This window comes from Stanieria cyanosphaera PCC 7437, from assembly GCF_000317575.1.
GTDB lineage: Bacteria > Cyanobacteriota > Cyanobacteriia > Cyanobacteriales > Xenococcaceae > Stanieria > Stanieria cyanosphaera.
The window spans coordinates 1,540,825-1,560,299 of the sequence record NC_019748.1; the positions used below are offsets into that span (position 1 = coordinate 1,540,825).

Genomic DNA, 19,475 nt, shown 5'->3' on the forward strand with positions numbered 1-19,475 from the left:
ATTAAAATATGCTGAGAGCTAGTCAAAAATTTCGTATATAATACTAAGTGAATCTACTGATTTGTTTTTTTTGCCAATCAAGTTACATTCTCCTGCCAAAGAGTGTAACTGCCAAAATACATAATTACTAATTTTATTGATTTAGGGCTGCTTCTTATTAAAATTTTTTGAGAGTTCAATAAATGGACACACAAGGTTTTTTGGAGCAGTTTCCAGTCGAGAAGTTAACGGATAATACTTTAATCAAACAATGGTTATTTAAACAAGTTAAAGAGCTTTACACTAACTCCGCACTACCAAAACCAGACCGCAATATAGTTGCAAGTTTTATTCAGGATTGGGAATTAGGAGAGTTTGAGTTAGGGGATGATCTACTTAATTCTAATTTTTCTTCAAAAGAAAATCCTCAAGGAACTCAATATTTTTATTGGATTATTCAAGGTCAAGTCAGATTGCTGGTGTTTGACCGCGATCGCCAGAGACAAGTTTCTACCGCCAAACTTTCTGAAAGAGATTGTTTTGGTGGAGATTTATTATTTGGTAAACAGTATCTTGCTTCAGAAGAGTATATTTCCTATCAAGCTAAAGCTGCCACAACAAAAGTTAAGGTAGCCAAAATCAAACTAGAAAAACTTAGACGTTGGTTAGAGAAATTACCTCCTTTACGCAATCAATGGGGAGTAGCAACCCAACAACATCACCGCTTATTTTTTTTCAAAACCAAAACTAATCTTAGTTTTCTTCCCAGTTATCGACTAGAACCATTAATACCTTTTATTAAAGAATTAATTATTCCTGCAGAAAAATCAATTGCAGACATAACCAAAAGTCAATCGGGTAGATTTTGGTTGCGTCGAGGAGAAATTGAGGGAGAATCTGGTCAAGTTGGTTTTTCTTGGGGTTATCCTGAAGAAACTCCGGCCCATCTTTATAGCAAAACAGAATTATTAGTATATTACTTACCTCAAGAGCATTGGCAAACGGCGTTAACTAATATTCCTGAATTAGGCAACATCTTTGGCATTCCTTCTTTACTTGCAAAAAGTCCGACTAAAAATATTCAATCATCAGAAACAGTATTACAACTTAATACTCAAATTCAAACCAACGTACCAGTTCCTACTCCTCAACAACCAACCTTAACTAGTCAACCAAAAGAGTCTCCAGTCGTTGATTTTCCTTCGACAAAAAAATTACGACGCGGTTGGCAATTAGGCTACCCGTTTATGCAACAACAAAGTGCTGCTGATTGCGGACCTACTTGTTTGTCGATGATTAGTCAATATTGGGGGAAAAATTTTAGTCTCAATTGGTTAAGAGAATTAGCTCAAGTCGGACGTAGTGGCACTTCCTTAAAACATTTAGCTCAAGCAGCAGAAAGCCTAGGTTATGAAGCTCGTCCTGTGCGAGCTAGTTTAAGTAGTTTAGTAGACTGCCAAAATCCTTGGATAGCTCATTGGGAGGGCGATCATTATGTGGTAGTTTATCAAATTAAAGGCGATCGCTTGTTAGTTGCCAATCCAGCTATAGGATTAAAGTGGCTACCTCGACAAGATTTTCTCAACAGTTGGACAGGATACGCTTTATTAGTCGATCCGACTGAATCTTTATTTGCCATTCCCAATCAAAAAAGATCTTTAGGGCAGTTTTTTCGGCTACTGATACCCTATCGCTCTTTAGCAATACAAATTATTTTTGCTTCTTTATTAATTCAAGTATTTGGCTTAATTACTCCTTTATTTACTCAAATTATTCTTGACCAAGTAGTAGTTAACAAAAGTTTAACCACACTTAATGTTTTTGCTGTAGGATTATTTCTCTTTGGAGTTTGGGCAATTGGTTTGACAGCAATTCGGCAATATCTCCTCAGTTATTTATCAAATCGGCTCGATTTGACGATGATTGGCGGTTTTATTCGTCATACTTTAATGTTACCCCTATCATTCTTTGAGTTGCGCCATGTAGGAGATATTATTACCAGAGTTCAAGAAAACCAAAAAATTCAGAGATTTTTATTAAGTCAAGTAATTTTGGCTTGGTTAGATTTTTTGATGGGGTTTGTTTATCTGGCGTTGATGTTTTATTACAATTGGCGATTAACTCTGTTGATTATCGGGTTAATTCCTTTAATTGTCATTTTGACTTTGGCAGCTACTCCTTTACTACGTCAGGTTTCTCGCGAAATTTTTAATCAGGCAGCAGAACAAAATTCGGCTTTAGTTGAAACAATTACAGGAATTGATACAGTTAAAGCGACAGCTGCGGAAAAAGAGTTACGTTGGCGTTGGGAAGAGAGATTAACTAATTTTCTAAACGCTCGCTTTCGTGGTCAAAAATTGGGGATTAATTTACAAGCTGCTAATGGTTTGATTCAATCGATTGGTAGCACTGCGTTGTTATGGTACGGTGCAACTTTAGTTATTCAGGATCAGTTAACTATTGGTCAGTTTGTAGCCTTTAATATGTTGCTAGGTAGCGTACTTGAACCAGTTATGTCTCTAGCTAATTTATGGGATGAACTGCAAGAAGTACTAATTTCAGTAGAACGACTCAATGATGTTTTTGCAGAAGAACCCGAAGAAAGTCCCAATCATCCTTTGATGACTCTGCCGAGAATTAAGGGTGAGGTTAGGTTAGAAAATGTTACTTTCCGCTATAACCAAGACGAAGATAAAAATACGCTGCAAAATCTCAACTTGAATGTTAGTCCTGGGCAAACTATTGCTATTGTAGGTCGCAGTGGTTCTGGTAAAACTACTTTGGTTAAATTATTAGAAGGTCTTTATAAACCTAATAGCGGTACGATTTGGATTGATGGACACGAACTTAAACATATTTCTCCTACCTCATTGCGGTCGCAAATTGGCGTAGTTCCTCAAGAGTGTTTTCTTTTTTCTGGCACGATTTTAGAGAATATTACGTTGTATCGTTCTGGATTTTCTTTAGAACAGGTAATTGAAGCAGCCAAACTTGCAGAAGCTCATAGTTTTATTCAAGCAATGCCTTTAGGCTACAAAACTAAAGTTGGAGAACGAGGTGCAAATTTATCGGGTGGACAAAGACAACGAATTGCGATCGCTCGGGCTTTGTTAGGTGACCCCCGAATTTTAATTTTAGATGAAGCTACCAGTTCTTTAGATACTGAATCAGAGCGTCGTTTTCAACAAAACTTAACCAGAATGTCTCGCGATCGCACTACTTTTATTATTGCCCATCGTCTTTCAACTGTACGTAATGCAGATTGTATTTTAGTTTTGGATCGAGGTGTTTTGGTTCAACAAGGTACTCACGAAGCTTTAATGCAAGATCGAGAAGGCATTTATTATTATTTAGCTCAACAACAGCTATCTCTTTGACAATTAGTCAGAGCAAGGATTTTGGCAAATTTTCACCTGCACAAAATTGTTTGATACTGTTGAGTTGAAATCAAGGTTAATTAATTCTTGATTGATGTATTAAAAATTACATTGATAAAACTAATTGACTATCTCTAGATAATTGAAAAAAACAATCGGGTCAAAAAACTGCCAATTTGGCATTGACTAACGTACGGTTAATCTTGTAATACTTTAGAAGGGAAGCAATATTTAAAAAACTAAATAAAAATACTCTAAAGAATTTGCTAAGCTTAACTTGAATTCAATCTTAAAGATAGCAAAGCATTATAACAATAAGCGAAAAAGTTGACTTGAAGTAATCTTTTTTACCCAATTTTAGTATCAGCAATTCTCTGTAAAGATATTTAAATAAAAACATAATCTTGCATAAATCAAGGCAAAAAAAACATAGTAACTATTGGCAGCCCTAAACAAAAAAAATTAGTATTTTGGCAAAACGATTTCAGGCACAAATTAAGCTCAAATAAATAAACTCCTGATTATCTTTCTTCAAAAATAGAAAGTAATTGGCTGTTTACTCTAACGCTTGAGATAAAACCAATGATTAAATCAAACTCATACTCGCCTGAATCTCAGGAAAATCAATTGTTAGAAGTTGACAAACCAAGGGACGAAGTAAGTCTATATTCAAATAATACGTCTACTTCGATTACGCCTGTTGTTTCTGATCAAGAAACTAGGCTCAATTCTTGGTCACCATCATTTCATACGTTTCTAGAACAACCGCCAGCCACTTTTCCTGTTCGAGTATTAATAGGAGGAATAATCTTTAGTTCGGCTTTTGTGTTGTGGGCTTGGTTAGGTCAAGTAGAAGATGTAGGTCAGGCTAAAGGTAAACTTGTACCAGAAGGCAAAACTTACAAAGTTCAACCTATAGAAGTTGGTCAAGCAGTTCAAGTCTTAGTTGAAGAAGGACAACCGGTTAAAGCAGGAGATATTTTAGTTAAACTAGATGCTAAGGTAGCTCAACAGGAAGTTAATCGACTCAAAGCAACTTTACAATTATCACAACAAGAATTATTACAAAAACAAGCTTTAAAAAACAGAATTTTATCAGAAGCTAAAACCAATGAAGCGATCGCATCTGCTAATCTTTTGGCACAACAACAAGCGATCGCTATTTCTCAAGAAAAAACTTTAACAACTCGTCAACTTTTAGAACAACAGCAAGCAGAAGCCTTAGCCTATCAAGATAGACAAGCTAAAATGCAGCCACTCTCAGGAATGGCACAGCAACGACTCGATCAACTCTATGCCGAAATGAAAGCTCATCAACAACGGATGAAGCGTTTAACACCTTTGGCAGACAGAGGAGCGGTTTCTCAAGAATATATTTTTCAAGCTGAACAAGCTTTGAGAGACACCCAGCAAAGAATTACTCAGAGTCAGTTGCAAGAAATGACCAATGCTAGCGAGCAAGTTTTTCAAGCCAATCAATCACTAAGAGATTTAGAAGCTAAAATTACCCAAAATAAAGGAGAATTAGCCACTAATCTTGAAGAGATCAAACAATTACAAGCTGAACTAACTCAAAAACGAGCCGAACGAGAACAAATCCGTTTAGAAACTCAACAAAAAGTACAACAGTTAGATTTAGAAATTATCCAACTAGAGAGTAAAATTGCAGAAACGAAAAACTTACTAGCAACGGCTCGGACTAAACTAGCTCAATTTAATTTAAAAGCTCCCGTAGACGGAACTGTTTTAACTCTTAACTTGCAAAATACTGGCGAAGTAGTCCAACCAGGAGACACCGTAATCGAAATTGCTCCAGAAGGAGCTAATTTAATGTTATCAGCCACTCTTCCTAATCAAGAAGCAGGTTTTGTAACTAAAGGAATGCCAGTCAAAATTAAACTTGATGCTTATCCTTATCAAGACTATGGCGTAATTAATGGCACAGTTGAATCTGTTTCTGCCGATGCCAAATCCGATGAGAAGTTAGGAGAAATTTATCAACTAGATATTGCTCTTGACAAAAACTATATCAAAGACCGAGGCAAACAAATAGAATTTAAAGCGGGTCAAACTGCTACGGCAGATATTATTATTCGTCATCGTCGCATTGCTGATATCCTAATCGATCCGATTCGACAGCTACAAAAAGATGGCGTGAAGTTATAACCATCCTTCTATTTACCTAGTTTTTGTTATTGGCTAAAAATCGAATTCAATTGCCAATAAGCGATCGCTCATGAATATGTTCACCAACTTAACGGAGTTGTTAAACAATGAATTCTTATAGCTCTAAACCTCAAAGTAAACTTGACAGAACTATGACTAATGAACAGTTTGAACAAATTGTTGATGCTATTTTAGCAGGCAAGTATTCTTGGGCTTGTGTTCTCATCCTGCGTTTTGCTGGTTATAATCCTTTACACTACATTCCTTATCGCACCTATAACCGTTTAATTAAAGAGCATAATCATCAGACCAGAGGCAACAAAACAACTTTATCTCCTGCTCAATCAAATACTACAAAAATCAAAGACCTTAATTATCAAGAATTAGTTCAACCTCAAGAACTTCAATTAAAAGGAGGAAAAGGTTGGTTTTTTCCCTGGTAAAATAGCCTAATTAAGTTATCAGTAGAGACGTAACATGTTACGTCTCTCTAAATGTTACGTCTCTCTAAGTATCAGGACTCAAAAGTAAATCGAAACTTGCAAAGCAATACAGAAAAAGGTTTCATCTGAAGTCCTGTTGAATAGTTATATCATGTCGGTTTAAATGTACTTATTAAAGAAATTAACGATTCTAGTTTTGTAAGCTTGGTTGTTTATAGCTGCCGTACTGACAACAGTAGCGATCGCATCAAGGTTATAACTATAGCGTTTCTCAAATTCATGAAGTACATCTAACATCTGCCTCCTGCCTTCTGGAGGGGCTGTGACGCGACGCAGGTTCGCGTCTTTAAAAGCCCCGTCCTTCTACTTTCTGCCTCTTTTTCTTTATCTTTATATCTATCTCAAGGAAGAGTGATAACCATTCGACTGATAGAAGCGCAGACTCACGTGATTTTGATTTACTGAAAATGCAGTGACAAAAATAAACTTTTAGCATAATGCCTAAACTAAATATTGGACTTAGCGAAGACGAACGTCATGGTGTCATCGACCTATTAAACCGTGATCTAGCAGATCTATATTTACTGTTGATTAAAACCAAAAAGTATCATTGGGATGTAATTGGTCCTCAGTTTCGTACTCTCCATCAGTTATGGGAAGAACATTACGAAGCCTTAACTACCAACATTGACGCAACAGCAGAAAGAGTTCGTGCTTTGGGAGGATATCCTTTAGGAACAGCAGCAGGTTTTCTTCAACATAGTTCTATCAAAGAACACGCCAACGATTTACCTTCCGCAACAGAAATGGTTGATCGTCTGGTACAAGACCACGAACAAATTATTCGTAACCTTAGAGAACATATTGACCAGTGTTCAGAAAAATATCATGACGAAGGAACAGCAGACTTCCTCACTGGCATGATGGAAGAACACGAAGAAATGGCTTGGATGCTACGTTCTTTCCTAGAAGGTGAAGATCTACAACCCAGTGGCGATCGCCCTGGTTCAGAAACTCAACCTACTGTTAAAGCATAGTGCTTCTTTAAAGACTAAAACAGTCACAAATTAATTATTCGCCCTTTATTAAGGGCGATACTCTTTCTGTTCTTATCAAGAAAACACCAAAGACTAGGCTTAATCACAAGGAAAAATTTTATTATGGCGGAAACCTATCAAGCAGAACGCACAATTAGCGCAGTTTTAAAAGAAGAAAGTCAGGTAGACAACGTAGTTAGACGCTTATTAGATCGTGGTGTACCTCAAGACCACATCTCTGTTATGGGACAAAATTTTCAATCCCAGACTCGTATTGCTGGTTTTGTGACCAAAAAAGATGTAATTTTTGGCGGTTTACGTTCTGGCGCAATCTTTGGCTCTCTGTTTGGTTCTCTTCTTAGTTTGCTTACTGGCGTGGGTGTATTATTTATTCCCTTTATTGGTTCAGTAGTGGCAGCAGGTCCAATTAGTGCGGTACTCTTAGGTGCAGCTACGGGTGCTTTAGCTGGTAGTGCAGGTGCTGGTTTAGCTTCAGCTTTAGCTACTCTCGGTATGCCAGAAGACAAAGCAACTGTATATGAAACTCGTCTCAAAGCAGGAGAATTTCTTGTCATGGCAGAAGTTCCTGCTGACCGTTCTGGCGAATATCAATTATTGATTGAAAGTGCAGGCGGTGAAGAAATTAACGTTAGCGAAACTACTTTACCCCGTGCTTGTTCAGGTCGTTGTGACAGTCCTGAAAGCTTATCACCAGAAGTTCGTACTCACCTATCTTCAGAAGCTCAACAAGATTTTATCACTCGTTATAACCAAGTTTTTGATGAAACCAACAATCCCATGCAAGCAGAACAATCAGCTTGGGAAAGCATTAAAGAAAAATATGATGAAGATGACAACGGAGTCTGGTCTAAAACAAAAGTAAATGCCTAAGTTTTTCAAGATTTTCGGCAACAAAAGTTATTAAGGTAATATTTCAATGCAAAAATACCAGTGTACGGCTTGTCAATATATTTACGACCCCGAACAAGGTGACCCTGATTCTGGGATTGAACCTGGTACTGCTTTTGAAGATATTCCAGATGATTGGTATTGTCCCCAATGTGGCGTAGATAAATCTATGTTTGAACCTATTGATTAAGTAGCAAATTTATTATTGCCAAAGGTGAGTAAAAGATAATAAAAGCGGAGATCTGCAAATTAAAGGCTCTGCTTTTTTTTTGTTTATCTATCTTTAGATAGATTAATTAAGTAGTGACTATGATTAAAAAGTTAGATTTACCATTTTATTTTTTTATTATTTAATAATTAAGACTTTAGATTATTTAAGGTCTAATTGCCAGAAAAAACAATCTTTTTTGGATTAAAACCTAAATAATATAAGTTGTTTTATGGTTTTTATGTTTTTTTTTAATATTTAAAATACTATCTATTAATTCCCTATTACTTAATAATTTTTACTTAAAATAAAGAGCAAAATAGTTTCAATCTTAAGATAGAAGCAAAATTAGCAATTGTTTATTAATCTAGAAAATGAAATAACAGTAAATAAGGAATCAGTTATGAGTATTGAAGATAGAGCAAAAGCTACTGCTAAAAACATTGAAGGTAAAGCTCAAGAGATTATTGGTAACGTGACAGGTGATCCTAAAGACCAAGCTGAAGGTAAAGCTAAACAAGGTGAAGCCCAAGCTCGTCATTCTGTAGAAGATGCTAAAGATCAAGTTAAAAAAGCAATTGACTAATAACTTTGTTAATTATTTATCTAACAAAAATTAAACCAAAAGGTGAAATTATGAGTATTGAAGATAGAGCAAAAGCTACTGCTAAAAACATTGAAGGTAAAGCTCAAGAGATTATTGGTAACGTGACAGGTGATCCCAAAGACCAAGCTGAAGGTAAAGCCAAACAAGGTGAAGCTCAAGTTCGTCATTCTGTAGAAGATGCTAAAGATGACCTCAAAAAAGCTGTCGACTAATATCTAAATCAAAATCACTTTATAAAAATTCAGGCATTATTTTTATTAAAAAACGAGGAGTTTTACAAGATCTATGAGTACAGAAAATCGAGTAGAAGCTACCCTAAAAAATATTGAAGGTAAAGCTCAAGAAATGCTCGGCGAAATTACTGGAAATCCTCAAGATAAATCTGAGGGTAAAGCTAAACAGGCTGAAGCTCAGGTTCGTCACATGGTTGAAAATGCCAAAGATGACCTCAAAAAAGCAATTGGTTAATTAAACTTATAATTTAGTTCGGGGCTGATCGGAAAACTTCTGATTCAGCCTCGATTTATTTTGAGACTAAAGTTTTGTAACAAAAGTTGTTAAGCTCTATTGCAAATTTGACGTTTCTCAAGGGATCTAAGGCGAAGAACACCGCAGTCCGTGATAGTATGCGATCTCGTATGGACATTTTGAGGAGAGCAATCAAGCCACTCAACTCTTGTCCTTAGCTAGAGATGAGATAGAGGAGAAAAGCCTTGACATTAAGGGTTGCAGTTGTTGGTTCGGGTCCGGCTGGTTCTTCTGCCGCCGAAATTTTAGCAAAAGCAGGTATTGAAACTTATTTATTTGAAAGAAAATTAGATAACGCTAAACCTTGCGGTGGTGCAATTCCTCTCTGTATGGTTAGCGAATTTGACCTACCTCCAGAAATTATCGATCGCCGTGTGCGAAAGATGAAAATGATTTCGCCATCTAATATTGAAGTTAATATTGGTCAAACACTCAAAGATGACGAATACATTGGTATGTGTCGTCGGGAAGTTCTCGATGGCTTTATGCGCGATCGCGCTGCGAAATTAGGTGCAAATTTAATCAACGGTACTGTTTATCAATTAGATATACCAAACAACGATAAAGATCCTTATACAATTCACTATGCCGACCATTCTAATGGTGATGCTAAAGGAGTGATGAAAACTCTCAAGGCAGATCTTGTAATTGGTGCTGATGGAGCGAATTCTCGCATTGCTAAAGCCATTGATGCAGGAGATTACAATTACGCGATCGCTTTCCAAGAACGAATTCGGCTGCCAGAAGATAAAATGGCATATTACGAAGATTTGGCAGAAATGTACGTCGGTGATGATGTGTCGCCCGATTTCTACGCTTGGGTGTTCCCTAAATACGACCACGTAGCGGTAGGTACGGGAACTATGAAGGTTAACAAAGCCATTATTAAAGATCTTCAAGCAGGAATTCGCACTCGTGCAGCACGCAAACTTGAAGGTGGAGAAATTATTAAAGTAGAAGCACACCCCATCCCCGAACATCCTCGTCCTCGTCGTGTGGTTGGTCGTGTAGCTTTAGTAGGAGACGCTGCGGGTACAGTAACTAAGTCTTCTGGTGAAGGTATTTATTTCGCTGCCAAGTCCGCCAGAATGTGTGCAGAAGTTATTGTTGAAGCTTCTAATCAAGGACAGCGTATTCCCACCGAAGCTGATCTCAAAGTTTATCTCAAACGTTGGGATAAGAAGTACGGTATGACTTATTTGGTGTTAGATATTCTTCAAAGAGTTTTCTACCGCACTGACGCTACTCGCGAAGCCTTTGTAGAAATGTGTGCGGATGTCGATGTCCAGAAGTTAACTTTTGATAGTTATCTCTACAAAACCGTAGTTCCTGCTAATCCACTCAAACAAATGAAGATTACCGCAAAAACTCTTGGTAGTTTGTTAAGAGGTAATGCCTTAGCTCCTTAGTTAGTTATATTATTCAGGCTTATTGATCGAAGCACCAAATTTTTCAATTTGATGCTTTTTTTTGTTGATACTTATATAACCAAAAGATTAAAAATTATTGCTAACTATTTTATAAGCGATCGCTTATTTTGCTGTTGATAATACCATTTATCAAAAGTAACAAGAGACTTAGTTAAAAATCAAAATCAAAATTAAAAAGCTAGAAGGCAAAACTAGCAATACATTTGACAATAAATTTTAATAAGAAATGATTGGGCTATATATCTAGCTAGTTTCGAGAATTGGTATAATCCTCTTTTGTCACTCTCCGAGATAGATCCTTACAGGGAAGGGATTACAGCCATTTTCTAATTTGAGTTTTTCTTATTAGAAAAAAATCGAGCAATCCTTTTCTATATAAAGACTCCAGAATTTAGAAAGGATAAAAGTTTTCGGAGTCTGACAGAAGAGGGATAATATTAGACTCTGCTTCAATTCAAAAAAACTGAATAAAATTAATAAAGGAAAAAAATTCATCAGTTGCAATCAAGTTTGTCTCTATAGTCAAGGTGGCATTGTGAAATTAATTGTAGAGCAAGCGAACTAAATAATTAGGAAAAACCACCATTGAACAATCATCATATTATTACCATTGGTACATCGGCTGGGGGGATACGAGCCTTAAAAACTCTGGTAAGTCAGTTACCAAAAGATTTTCCAGCTTCAATACATATTGTGCAGCATCTTCCCAGCGAATCTCGTAGCAATTTGCCTCAAATTTTAAACAAAGCTGGTCAACTTCCCGTTGCCTTTGCGAAAGATGGAGAACTGATTGAGTCTGGTCGTATTTATTTAGCACCTCCTGATTTTCACATGACGTTAGAAAAAAACTATATCAGAGTGATCCGTGGTCCTCGCGAGAATCGAGTGCGACCTGCTGTTGATCCACTTTTTCGCTCGGCTGCCGTAACTTATAAATCCTATGTAACGGGTGTGATTCTGACGGGAATGTTAGATGATGGTACTGCTGGACTACAAGCGATTAAAACTTGTGGCGGAATGGCAATTGTCCAAGACCCAGATGAAGCAGAATTTAATAGTATGCCCAAAAGTGCGATCGCTAATGTCGAAGTAGATTGGGTTGTTCCTTTAAGCGGTATAGCTAATATTTTGATTGAACGAGTTCGCCAAACTCCACCTATGATCACAGAAATTCCTGAAAATTTGCGGATAGAAGCCTCAATTACGAAAAATGGCATCACCGAACCAGAAATTATGGATCGAATTGGTCAACCTGTTTTCTCAAGTTGTCCTAGTTGCGGAGGTCGTTTATGGCAAATTGGTCACAATTCGCCTCTGCGTTATCGGTGTCATACTGGTCATGCTTTTACAAGCAGTACTTTACTTACAGAACAGAATGAAGCAACTGAAAAGGCACTTTGGATCGCACTGCGAACTTTAGAAGAACGAGGTCGTCTCTTAGAAAATATGAGCAAGCAATATGCTCAAAAAGGTTCTAACAACCTAGCAAATATCCATCAAGCACGTTCTCAAGAAGCATTTGAACACGCTATGCTTATCCGTAATTTAATTTACAATCTCAAAGATATTTCAGTATTTTCTACCGAAGAGAAACCTAAACAAGAAACTTCGTGATGCTATTATTAATCGTTCCAAACATGAGGTTTTGTAATCTCTTTTTACAGCGATTTGATTTTTAGAAAGATTTGCCTTCAACAAAATAAAAGGACAATAACCATAATTAATGTACTAAAAAAGTACTATTGCCTAAAAAATTGTTAATATCATAACCAGTTGCCTTCCTTGGAATTGATAATGTCATTGGATTCGGATCGTCTTGCTTCTACTGTTGCTAATTTACCCTCAACTGATTTAGAACACTCTGCTTGGCTAAAATTAAAATTACAGCAACTACGAAACAGTTTACGCCCAGGACAAGAAAATCTAGCTAATTGGAATGGTGGGTTAATGGCTGTTTCTGCCGTACCTGGTGCAGGAAAGTCTCATAGTTTAGCCGTAGCAGCAGCGATCGCAATAGCTAAACATCAACTACATAGTCGTAAGCAATTAGTTATTGTAACTTATACTCGTTCAGCAGCAGCTAGTATCAAAACGAAGATCCGTAATCTTTTAAAAGAGTTGTATCTACCGCCTGGTGGTTTTATAGTTCAGACTCTTCACGGTTTAGCTTTAAATATTGCTAATTCTCAACGAGAGTTATCAGGACTAAACTTGGATCGAGTTACCATTGTTGTACCTACGGTTGGTCATCGAGTAATTAAGGGTGCAGTAGATAAATGGATTGCCGAAAATCCTCGTCGTTACGCAATGCTGATCGAAGGAATTCAGTTTGATGGCGAAGAAACGGAAAGATTACGCCGACAATCTGTATTAAGAACTGAAATTTTGCCTAATTTAGCTTATACAGTTGTAAGAGAAGCCAAAAGTTCTGGTTTATTACCAGAAGACTTACAAAAATTTAGCCAACTTACTACAGATGAATACGGTATTTTAGAGATTGCAGCAGGATTGTATCAACAATACCAACAACTAATGCGATCGCGTAATTTAATTGATTACGATGACATGATTCTGGCTGCTTTACGGGTATTGAAGTATGAACCAATGCGTCAATTGTGGCAAAATCAAGTTTTTGCGGTGTTTGAAGATGAAGCGCAAGATTCTAGCCCTCTGCAAGCTCAATTAATCTCAATTTTGGCTGAAAATGATCTTGATCCCGATTTACCTGCTAATTTAGTACGAGTGGGCGATCCTAACCAAGCAATTAATTCTACTTTTACTCCCGCAGATCCGATTTATTTCAATTGGTTTTGTCGTCATTGTGAACAACAAGGCAACTTTGCCACTATGAATCAGGCGGGAAGAAGTAGTGAGATTATTATTAAAGCAGCTAATTTCGCGTTGCAGTGGATGAATCGGCAGGAGAACAAGCAAAATAATTTAGATTTGCCTTTTCGTTTACAAAATATCGCTACTGTATCTCAAAATGATCCTCAACCAGAAGCTAATCCCGAACCTGAAGGAAAAGGGTTAGAAATTTATCAACCCGATGATATTTATCATACTGTTACCTTGATTGGGGAACGAGTCAAAAAATTACTAGAAGGAAATCAAGAAAGAAACGCTGCTATTTTAGTTAGGGAAAATCGTCAAGGACGTTTCCTCGCCGAACAACTCGCTTATTTACAAAGAGAACACCAAATTAGAGTTTATGAAGTAGGGGAAGTAGATAGACATTGCCAAATTCCCGAAGAAATTCTCAAACTTTTACAATTTATTTATCGTCCCCATTCACCAGATAACCTCAAAGCAGCTTTAGAAGTAATCGAACAAAGAGGTTTAATTGCTACTCAAGACTTAAACGCCTTAGCAACCTTTCCCGAACAATTTCTCTATCCGACTCCTCTGCAACCCCAAGCTAAACCTCACATCGAACAAGTCCGTCGTTACTGCTGCAATATCTTACGCGCCCGTATTGAATTACCTCATTATCAATTAATTCCTTTTTTAGGGATGACTTTAAAATATACTGGTTCAGAATTAGCTACAGTACAAAAATTATCCGAACGAGTCAATCAACAAATTACTGGACATAGTTCCCTGCCGAATACTATTCGCGCTTTGGAAGAAATAGTTAGTTCCGAAAAATTTGAAGCAGTTGAAGAAGATCACGACGACCAATATACTCGTTCAGGACAACTTACTATTATTACTATGCACAAAGCCAAAGGTTTAGATTGGGATTATGTCTTTATTCCTTTTTTACACGAAGATATTTTGCCTGGTCAACCTTGGATTCCAACTTCAGGTAGATTTCTCGGTAACTATACCTTAGCAGAAGTTGCTCGCGCTCAAATAAGAGCGATCGTTCACAACCAATATCAAGGAGAAATTGAATCACTTTTGATTCCTCAACCCCTAGAAGCTTGGCGAGAAGCAGGAAAATTGAAACAAGCTGAAGAATTTCGTTTGTTGTACGTCGCCATGACTAGGGCAAAACGTTTACTATGGATGTCCGCAGCAGCAATTGGCCCTTTTCGTTGGAATACTTTTCGCGGAGATAAACCAACCAATTTACAAACTAAAAAACCCTGTCCTATTTTACCTACTTTAGCGCGTCAGTTTCCTGAATCAGTTATGAAGTAAAGAAATTGGGTCAAATGCGATCACTCTTTGATTTCTTCAACTCTTCTAAAATTGCCAAATAAATAAAATTAAATTGTCATTAAATTTAGTGCTTATTTGATTTTATGCTCGATATTAGTAGGGATATTCAATCTCTTTCCAACTTCAAACGCAATACCTATAGTGCGATCGCGCAAATGAAACAAACGGGAGAGCCTATAATTTTAACAGTGAATGGCAAAGCTGAAGTGGTAGTGCAGGATGCTAAATCTTATCAGCAGCTTTTAGAAAAAATTGAGAAACTAGAAGCAGTCGCAGGTATTAAACAAGGATTAGCAGAGATCAAATCAGGAAAAACTCGTCCTGTAGCTGAATTTATGCAAGAAATGCAGCAAAAACATGGCATTTCAAGTTAGAACAACAAAAGCAGCAGAATACAAATCGAAACTGCTTATGTTTGCTTGAAAAAACGCAATCGTACCTATGCAGATGAATGGTTTAAAGGATTGATGGATGCGATTGCTTCTTGACAAGAAAAACCTCAACGTTGTTCTTTAGCTACAGAAACTAAGGTGTTTTCTGAAGAAGTGCGACAACTGCTTGATGGTAAATCGCGAAATAGATATAGAGTTTTATTTACAATTCGTGAAGATATTGTATATATTCTTTTTGTTTGTCATACTTTTCAAGCTTTACTTACTGAAGATGAAAATTAGTTACTGATTTGCGATCGCCTGAGTTTTGGAAAGCAGTTCACAAGAGCGATCGCATTAAGTTGATAACAATAATCATTATAATCAATTTTGAGCAGTTTACCTTAGAATATGGTGGAGTTTTGGAATGTCTTGATTGCTAACTGCTGGAGTTGTTTGGATGAAAAAATTACTTGGATTAGCTGTAACTATTGCGCTCATAGGAAGTACTATTATCTTTTCTCTAGCTGCACAAGCACAACCATCTCTTTATCTTGCTTATCCGCCACCAAATCATGAAACTATTGCTGACAAGATTTTTTTAATTGGTACTGCATCGAGTCAAGAAGAAGTGTTGATTAATGGGAAATCAATTGCTAGAAGTAAAGCGGGACATTTTGCTCCTAGTTTTCCTCTCAAAATTGGCGATAATGTGTTTGAGATTCGCCATCAGAATGAAAAATTAAACATAAAAGTAAAAAGAATTTCTACTGAACCAGAATTTGAGAGTAAAGTTGCTTTTGCTAAAAATTCTTTAACTCCTGCCACAAATATCACTAGATTACCAAACGAATTAATTTGTTTTAGTGCGATTTCGCCTCCTAATGCCGAAGTTAAGGTCAAGATTGAAGATCAAACCATTCCTTTATCTCTGCAAACTGACTTAGTTGAGTTACCAGCTAATTCGGCTATTTTTACTAACAATCAACCAACTACTAAAGCTACCACTAAAACTAATCAATACCAAGGATGTACTAGCTTTACAGAAATAGGTAATTTGGGACAACCTGAATTTGAATTGAGTTTATTAGGAGAAACAATTACCCAAACAGCACCAGGTGAAATTGAAATTATTTCTCCTACAGAGTTACAAGTAGTTGAAATAACAGCAGAAACAGGTGTAACTAGAACCGGCCCCTCAACAAATTATTCGCGTCTGACTCCCTTGCCTAAAGGAGTTAAAGCTAGTGTCACTGGTACAGAAGGAGAATGGTTGCGTTTAGATTATGGTGCTTGGATTAAAGCAGAAGAAACCAAACCGATTGCTACGAATGTCCCTTCTACTTCGCTGATTCGCAGTATTGCTTCTCGACAGTTACCAGGTATTACTGAAATAGTTTTTCCTTTACAAATAGCTGTACCTTTTAGTGTCAAACAAGGAGAAAGAACTTTTACTTTAACTCTTTACAATACTACTGCTCAGACCGATACTATTCGCCTTGATGAAGATCCTGTAATCAAACGTTTGGATTGGCAACAAGTAACACCCACCCAAATTGACTATACATTTCATCTCAACAACGAACAACAATGGGGTTATGAAGTTCGTTATCAAGGAACAAGTTTGGTTTTATCTCTGCGTCATCCGCCTCAACTAAGTCTGCAAAGAAATGTTCCTCTCATAGGAGTTAAAATCTTACTCGATCCTGGACATGGAGGTAAAGAATCGGGTGCTAAAGGACCAACTGGTTATCCTGAAAAAGATATTAATTTATTGATTTCTACCTCCCTTGCTAAACAACTAGAAAGATTAGGGGCAACAGTTGATTTAACGAGAACAAAAGATATCGATTTAGCATTAGAAGATCGAGTTAAAATGATTGATCGCAGTAAACCAGCGATCGCTTTATCGATTCATTACAATGCTTTACCAGATGATGGGGATGCCATGAATACGAAAGGAATTAGTACCTTTTGGTATCATTCTCAAGCTCATAGTTTGGCAGTATTTTTACAAAATTATTTAGTCAATCAATTAAACCGTCCTTCTCATGGAGTTTATTGGAATAATCTAGCATTGACTCGTCCTCATACTGCACCAGCGGTTTTATTAGAATTAGGCTTTATGATTAATCCTGATGAATTTGAATGGATTACTAATCCTACCGAACAAACCAAATTAGTAAATGCGATCGCGTCTGGAATTACTGAGTGGTTTACCTCGGTTGAGAATTGCTGTTATAGATTAGATTGTAAGAGCAATTCCGAGTCTAAGAGCCATTCTGTTTTTGGAGCATGAGAGCTTAAGTTTGCAGGGCTATCGTAGACTAAATATTTACCTACAGAAGTAAGACCATCAAATTTTCGATTGGAACTGATTACATCACCATATCCAGCATCTGACCATACCCAATAAAAGCTGCTGAGATCTCTTGTCTGAGTTCCTTCCCATACTTGCTTATAGGTATTAGAATTATTACCGTAGCCGTTCTCCAGCCCTAAACCGAAGTTAGACGCTCCGACGAAAACAGGTACAGGAAAGTTTTTAAGCTTATCAAGATTAGCGGACATTCCTCCTCTGTTCTCAATCTCTGAATATGCTTGTGTTACGAAAACCACATTTTTCAAAGGATCGGCATCAAAAATTGCCTGACCTTGATTGAGAATCATTTCAAATCTCTGTCCATAAAAACCAGCAGTGATTTCAATTGGGGCTTCATATCCAAGTTCTCTAATTTCCTGGATTGCTTTAATAGAGTCTTCCCTCCACTTGTTCTCATCTTCATGAACTACTTCACCCTGAGCGTGAAGTGTCACGTAACACTCGTACTTCTTGATGATCTCCATAACCTTTGTATCTCTGAAATCAACGTGTCCTATTGAGACCCAAAGATTATTTTCGATTGCCTTTTCAATTGCACGCTCAAACTCTTCGGGTCGTCCTCCTATCAAGCGAATGGCGTTCGCTCCTGTTTTAGCGATCTCTGCAACATTATCCCCATTGCCATCAATTAGCGAACCATTTTCATAAGGATCATTCCACTCCCCCGATCCTTGATACTGACCATATCGAACGACACTTTCAATTCCTCTCATGATTACCTTTTCTCCATTTGCATCGTAGAGAAATCTTCCATCTACTTGGAGATGACATTCATCTTGAGAGTGATCGTGATTGTGATTGTGATTGCGATCAACATTGGCAGAGTTATCAACGGACTCAAATTCAAGCCAGTTGATGTTAAACAGTCCCCCATCTTTGACTTCTAGTCTTAAAAGTTGCTCTTGACCAGCAGGAATTTGAATTCCTTCGATTTTTAAAGTCTGCCAGTTTTGCCAGCCACCAGTTCCCGTAACATCAACAGTCCCCAGTAGTTCATTACCCAGTTTGACCTGAAGTGAACCAGGGTCTTCTATTGCTGAAGCTACCCTAACTTTGATGTCGTATGTACCTTCAGTTACGTTGGTAGTGTATTCTAGCCATTCTCCATTTTCGAGCCAGCCAACATTGTAGCCACCACCTTCATCCTTAGTCTGTTCGATGTCTACACCTTCGTCATAGCGATACTGATTACCTTGATTTAATGGATCGAGGTCATAATAGGAGCTAAATGACTCTGCTTCAATGCGTGCGCCATTGTTAATCATTTGTGACATCTCGTTGAAAGATGACTGTTTGCCAGAGTTACCAACGGACTCAAATTCAAGCCAGTTGATGTTAAACAGTCCCCCATCTTTAACTTCTAGTCGCAACGATTGCTCTTGACTACCAGCTAGCTGAACATCTTCAATCGTTAAAGTCTGCCAGTTTTGCCAGCCACCAGTTCCCGTGATATCAACAGTTCCCAGTAGCTCATCGCCCAGTTTGACCTGAAGTGAACCAGGGTCTTCTATTGCTGAAGCTACCCTGACTTTGATGTCGTATGTACCTTCAGTTACGTTGGTAGTGTATTCTAGCCATTCTCCATTTTCGAGCCAGCCAACATTGTAGCCACCACCTTCATCCGTAGTCTGTTCGATGTCTACACCTTCGTCATAGCGATATTGATTACCTTGATTTAATGGATCGAGGTCATAATAGGAGCTAAATGACTCTGCTTCAATGCGTGCGCCATTGGTGATCATTTGTGACATCTCGTTGAAAGATGACTGTTGCAATAAAGGCTCTACATTAGTGTCAATCCCCGTAACTGTGTTTGTCCCAAAATCGATTCCAGATTGAATATCCATAATCAAAAATAAAAATATCAAAT

The 19,475-nt window shown here is 37.4% G+C and carries 16 protein-coding genes; 14 read left to right on the top strand and 2 right to left on the bottom strand.

What is annotated here, in order from left to right; all coding sequences use genetic code 11:
- The first annotated feature begins 182 nt into the window (after nucleotides 1–182).
- The 3 genes from STA7437_RS06755 to STA7437_RS06765 all read left to right on the top strand — a co-directional run bounded on the left by STA7437_RS06755 (nucleotide 183) and on the right by STA7437_RS06765 (nucleotide 5,965).
- The gene (locus tag STA7437_RS06755) at nucleotides 183–3,356 is read left to right on the top strand and encodes a peptide cleavage/export ABC transporter (RefSeq protein WP_015192630.1); all 3,174 of its coding nucleotides are present in this window, start codon (nucleotides 183–185) and stop codon (nucleotides 3,354–3,356) included.
- 582 nt (nucleotides 3,357–3,938) lie between these two features.
- A complete protein-coding gene (locus STA7437_RS06760; protein WP_015192631.1) occupies nucleotides 3,939–5,522 on the top strand; it encodes an HlyD family efflux transporter periplasmic adaptor subunit in 1,584 nt (527 codons plus the stop codon).
- 107 nt (nucleotides 5,523–5,629) lie between these two features.
- Nucleotides 5,630–5,965 carry a HetP family heterocyst commitment protein gene (locus STA7437_RS06765; RefSeq protein WP_015192632.1) on the top strand — a complete coding sequence of 112 codons (336 nt, stop codon included), beginning with the start codon at nucleotides 5,630–5,632 and terminating at the stop codon, nucleotides 5,963–5,965.
- 159 nt (nucleotides 5,966–6,124) lie between these two features.
- Here the strand turns inward: STA7437_RS06765 and STA7437_RS26500 are convergent, their stop codons facing one another.
- Nucleotides 6,125–6,262, bottom strand: coding sequence for a hypothetical protein (locus STA7437_RS26500; RefSeq protein ID WP_171815441.1), 138 nt, complete (start codon nucleotides 6,260–6,262; stop codon nucleotides 6,125–6,127).
- A gap of 200 nt (nucleotides 6,263–6,462) precedes the next feature.
- Between STA7437_RS26500 and STA7437_RS06770 the strand changes: the two genes are divergently transcribed.
- From STA7437_RS06770 to STA7437_RS06825, 11 genes are all read left to right on the top strand, one after another.
- Nucleotides 6,463–7,002 carry a Dps family protein gene (locus STA7437_RS06770; RefSeq protein WP_015192633.1) on the top strand — a complete coding sequence of 180 codons (540 nt, stop codon included), beginning with the start codon at nucleotides 6,463–6,465 and terminating at the stop codon, nucleotides 7,000–7,002.
- 123 nt (nucleotides 7,003–7,125) lie between these two features.
- Nucleotides 7,126–7,893 (top strand): ChaB family protein, encoded by a 768-nt coding sequence (locus STA7437_RS06775; RefSeq protein ID WP_015192634.1) that lies wholly within the window; start codon nucleotides 7,126–7,128, stop codon nucleotides 7,891–7,893.
- A 46-nt stretch (nucleotides 7,894–7,939) separates the two neighbouring features.
- Nucleotides 7,940–8,101, top strand: a complete 162-nt coding sequence (gene rd, locus STA7437_RS06780; RefSeq protein WP_015192635.1) for a rubredoxin — start codon at nucleotides 7,940–7,942, stop codon at nucleotides 8,099–8,101.
- Nucleotides 8,102–8,522: 421 nt separating this feature from the next.
- Nucleotides 8,523–8,705 (top strand): CsbD family protein, encoded by a 183-nt coding sequence (locus tag STA7437_RS06785; RefSeq protein WP_015192636.1) that lies wholly within the window; start codon nucleotides 8,523–8,525, stop codon nucleotides 8,703–8,705.
- A 50-nt stretch (nucleotides 8,706–8,755) separates the two neighbouring features.
- Complete coding sequence (locus tag STA7437_RS06790) at nucleotides 8,756–8,938, top strand: CsbD family protein (RefSeq protein ID WP_015192637.1); 183 nt, start codon at nucleotides 8,756–8,758, stop codon at nucleotides 8,936–8,938.
- Between the two features lie 73 nt (nucleotides 8,939–9,011).
- A complete protein-coding gene (locus STA7437_RS06795) occupies nucleotides 9,012–9,194 on the top strand; it encodes a CsbD family protein (RefSeq protein ID WP_015192638.1) in 183 nt (60 codons plus the stop codon).
- Nucleotides 9,195–9,439: 245 nt separating this feature from the next.
- Complete coding sequence (chlP, locus tag STA7437_RS06800) at nucleotides 9,440–10,663, top strand: geranylgeranyl reductase (protein WP_015192639.1); 1,224 nt, start codon at nucleotides 9,440–9,442, stop codon at nucleotides 10,661–10,663.
- A gap of 606 nt (nucleotides 10,664–11,269) precedes the next feature.
- The gene (locus STA7437_RS06805; protein WP_015192640.1) at nucleotides 11,270–12,298 is read left to right on the top strand and encodes a chemotaxis protein CheB; all 1,029 of its coding nucleotides are present in this window, start codon (nucleotides 11,270–11,272) and stop codon (nucleotides 12,296–12,298) included.
- A 180-nt stretch (nucleotides 12,299–12,478) separates the two neighbouring features.
- Nucleotides 12,479–14,830, top strand: coding sequence for an ATP-dependent helicase (locus STA7437_RS06810; RefSeq protein WP_015192641.1), 2,352 nt, complete (start codon nucleotides 12,479–12,481; stop codon nucleotides 14,828–14,830).
- Between the two features lie 104 nt (nucleotides 14,831–14,934).
- A complete protein-coding gene (locus tag STA7437_RS06815) occupies nucleotides 14,935–15,225 on the top strand; it encodes a type II toxin-antitoxin system Phd/YefM family antitoxin (RefSeq protein WP_015192642.1) in 291 nt (96 codons plus the stop codon).
- A 457-nt stretch (nucleotides 15,226–15,682) separates the two neighbouring features.
- A complete protein-coding gene (locus STA7437_RS06825) occupies nucleotides 15,683–17,521 on the top strand; it encodes an N-acetylmuramoyl-L-alanine amidase (protein ID WP_015192643.1) in 1,839 nt (612 codons plus the stop codon).
- Here the strand turns inward: STA7437_RS06825 and STA7437_RS24750 are convergent.
- Nucleotides 17,461–19,452 carry a carbohydrate-binding protein gene (locus tag STA7437_RS24750; RefSeq protein WP_015192644.1) on the bottom strand — a complete coding sequence of 664 codons (1,992 nt, stop codon included), beginning with the start codon at nucleotides 19,450–19,452 and terminating at the stop codon, nucleotides 17,461–17,463. The two genes, STA7437_RS06825 and STA7437_RS24750, sit on opposite strands and share 61 nt — an antisense overlap.
- Nucleotides 19,453–19,475: the final 23 nt, after the last annotated feature.

Coding starts and splice junctions, on each gene's coding strand:
- STA7437_RS06755 (WP_015192630.1), top strand. CDS start 183: ATGGACACACAAGGTTTTTTGGAGCAGTTTCCAGTCGAGAAGTTAACG.
- STA7437_RS06760 (WP_015192631.1), top strand. CDS start 3,939: ATGATTAAATCAAACTCATACTCGCCTGAATCTCAGGAAAATCAATTG.
- STA7437_RS06765 (WP_015192632.1), top strand. CDS start 5,630: ATGAATTCTTATAGCTCTAAACCTCAAAGTAAACTTGACAGAACTATG.
- STA7437_RS26500 (WP_171815441.1), bottom strand. CDS start 6,262: ATGTTAGATGTACTTCATGAATTTGAGAAACGCTATAGTTATAACCTT.
- STA7437_RS06770 (WP_015192633.1), top strand. CDS start 6,463: ATGCCTAAACTAAATATTGGACTTAGCGAAGACGAACGTCATGGTGTC.
- STA7437_RS06775 (WP_015192634.1), top strand. CDS start 7,126: ATGGCGGAAACCTATCAAGCAGAACGCACAATTAGCGCAGTTTTAAAA.
- rd (WP_015192635.1), top strand. CDS start 7,940: ATGCAAAAATACCAGTGTACGGCTTGTCAATATATTTACGACCCCGAA.
- STA7437_RS06785 (WP_015192636.1), top strand. CDS start 8,523: ATGAGTATTGAAGATAGAGCAAAAGCTACTGCTAAAAACATTGAAGGT.
- STA7437_RS06790 (WP_015192637.1), top strand. CDS start 8,756: ATGAGTATTGAAGATAGAGCAAAAGCTACTGCTAAAAACATTGAAGGT.
- STA7437_RS06795 (WP_015192638.1), top strand. CDS start 9,012: ATGAGTACAGAAAATCGAGTAGAAGCTACCCTAAAAAATATTGAAGGT.
- STA7437_RS06810 (WP_015192641.1), top strand. CDS start 12,479: ATGTCATTGGATTCGGATCGTCTTGCTTCTACTGTTGCTAATTTACCC.
- STA7437_RS06815 (WP_015192642.1), top strand. CDS start 14,935: ATGCTCGATATTAGTAGGGATATTCAATCTCTTTCCAACTTCAAACGC.
- STA7437_RS06825 (WP_015192643.1), top strand. CDS start 15,683: ATGAAAAAATTACTTGGATTAGCTGTAACTATTGCGCTCATAGGAAGT.
- STA7437_RS24750 (WP_015192644.1), bottom strand. CDS start 19,452: ATGGATATTCAATCTGGAATCGATTTTGGGACAAACACAGTTACGGGG.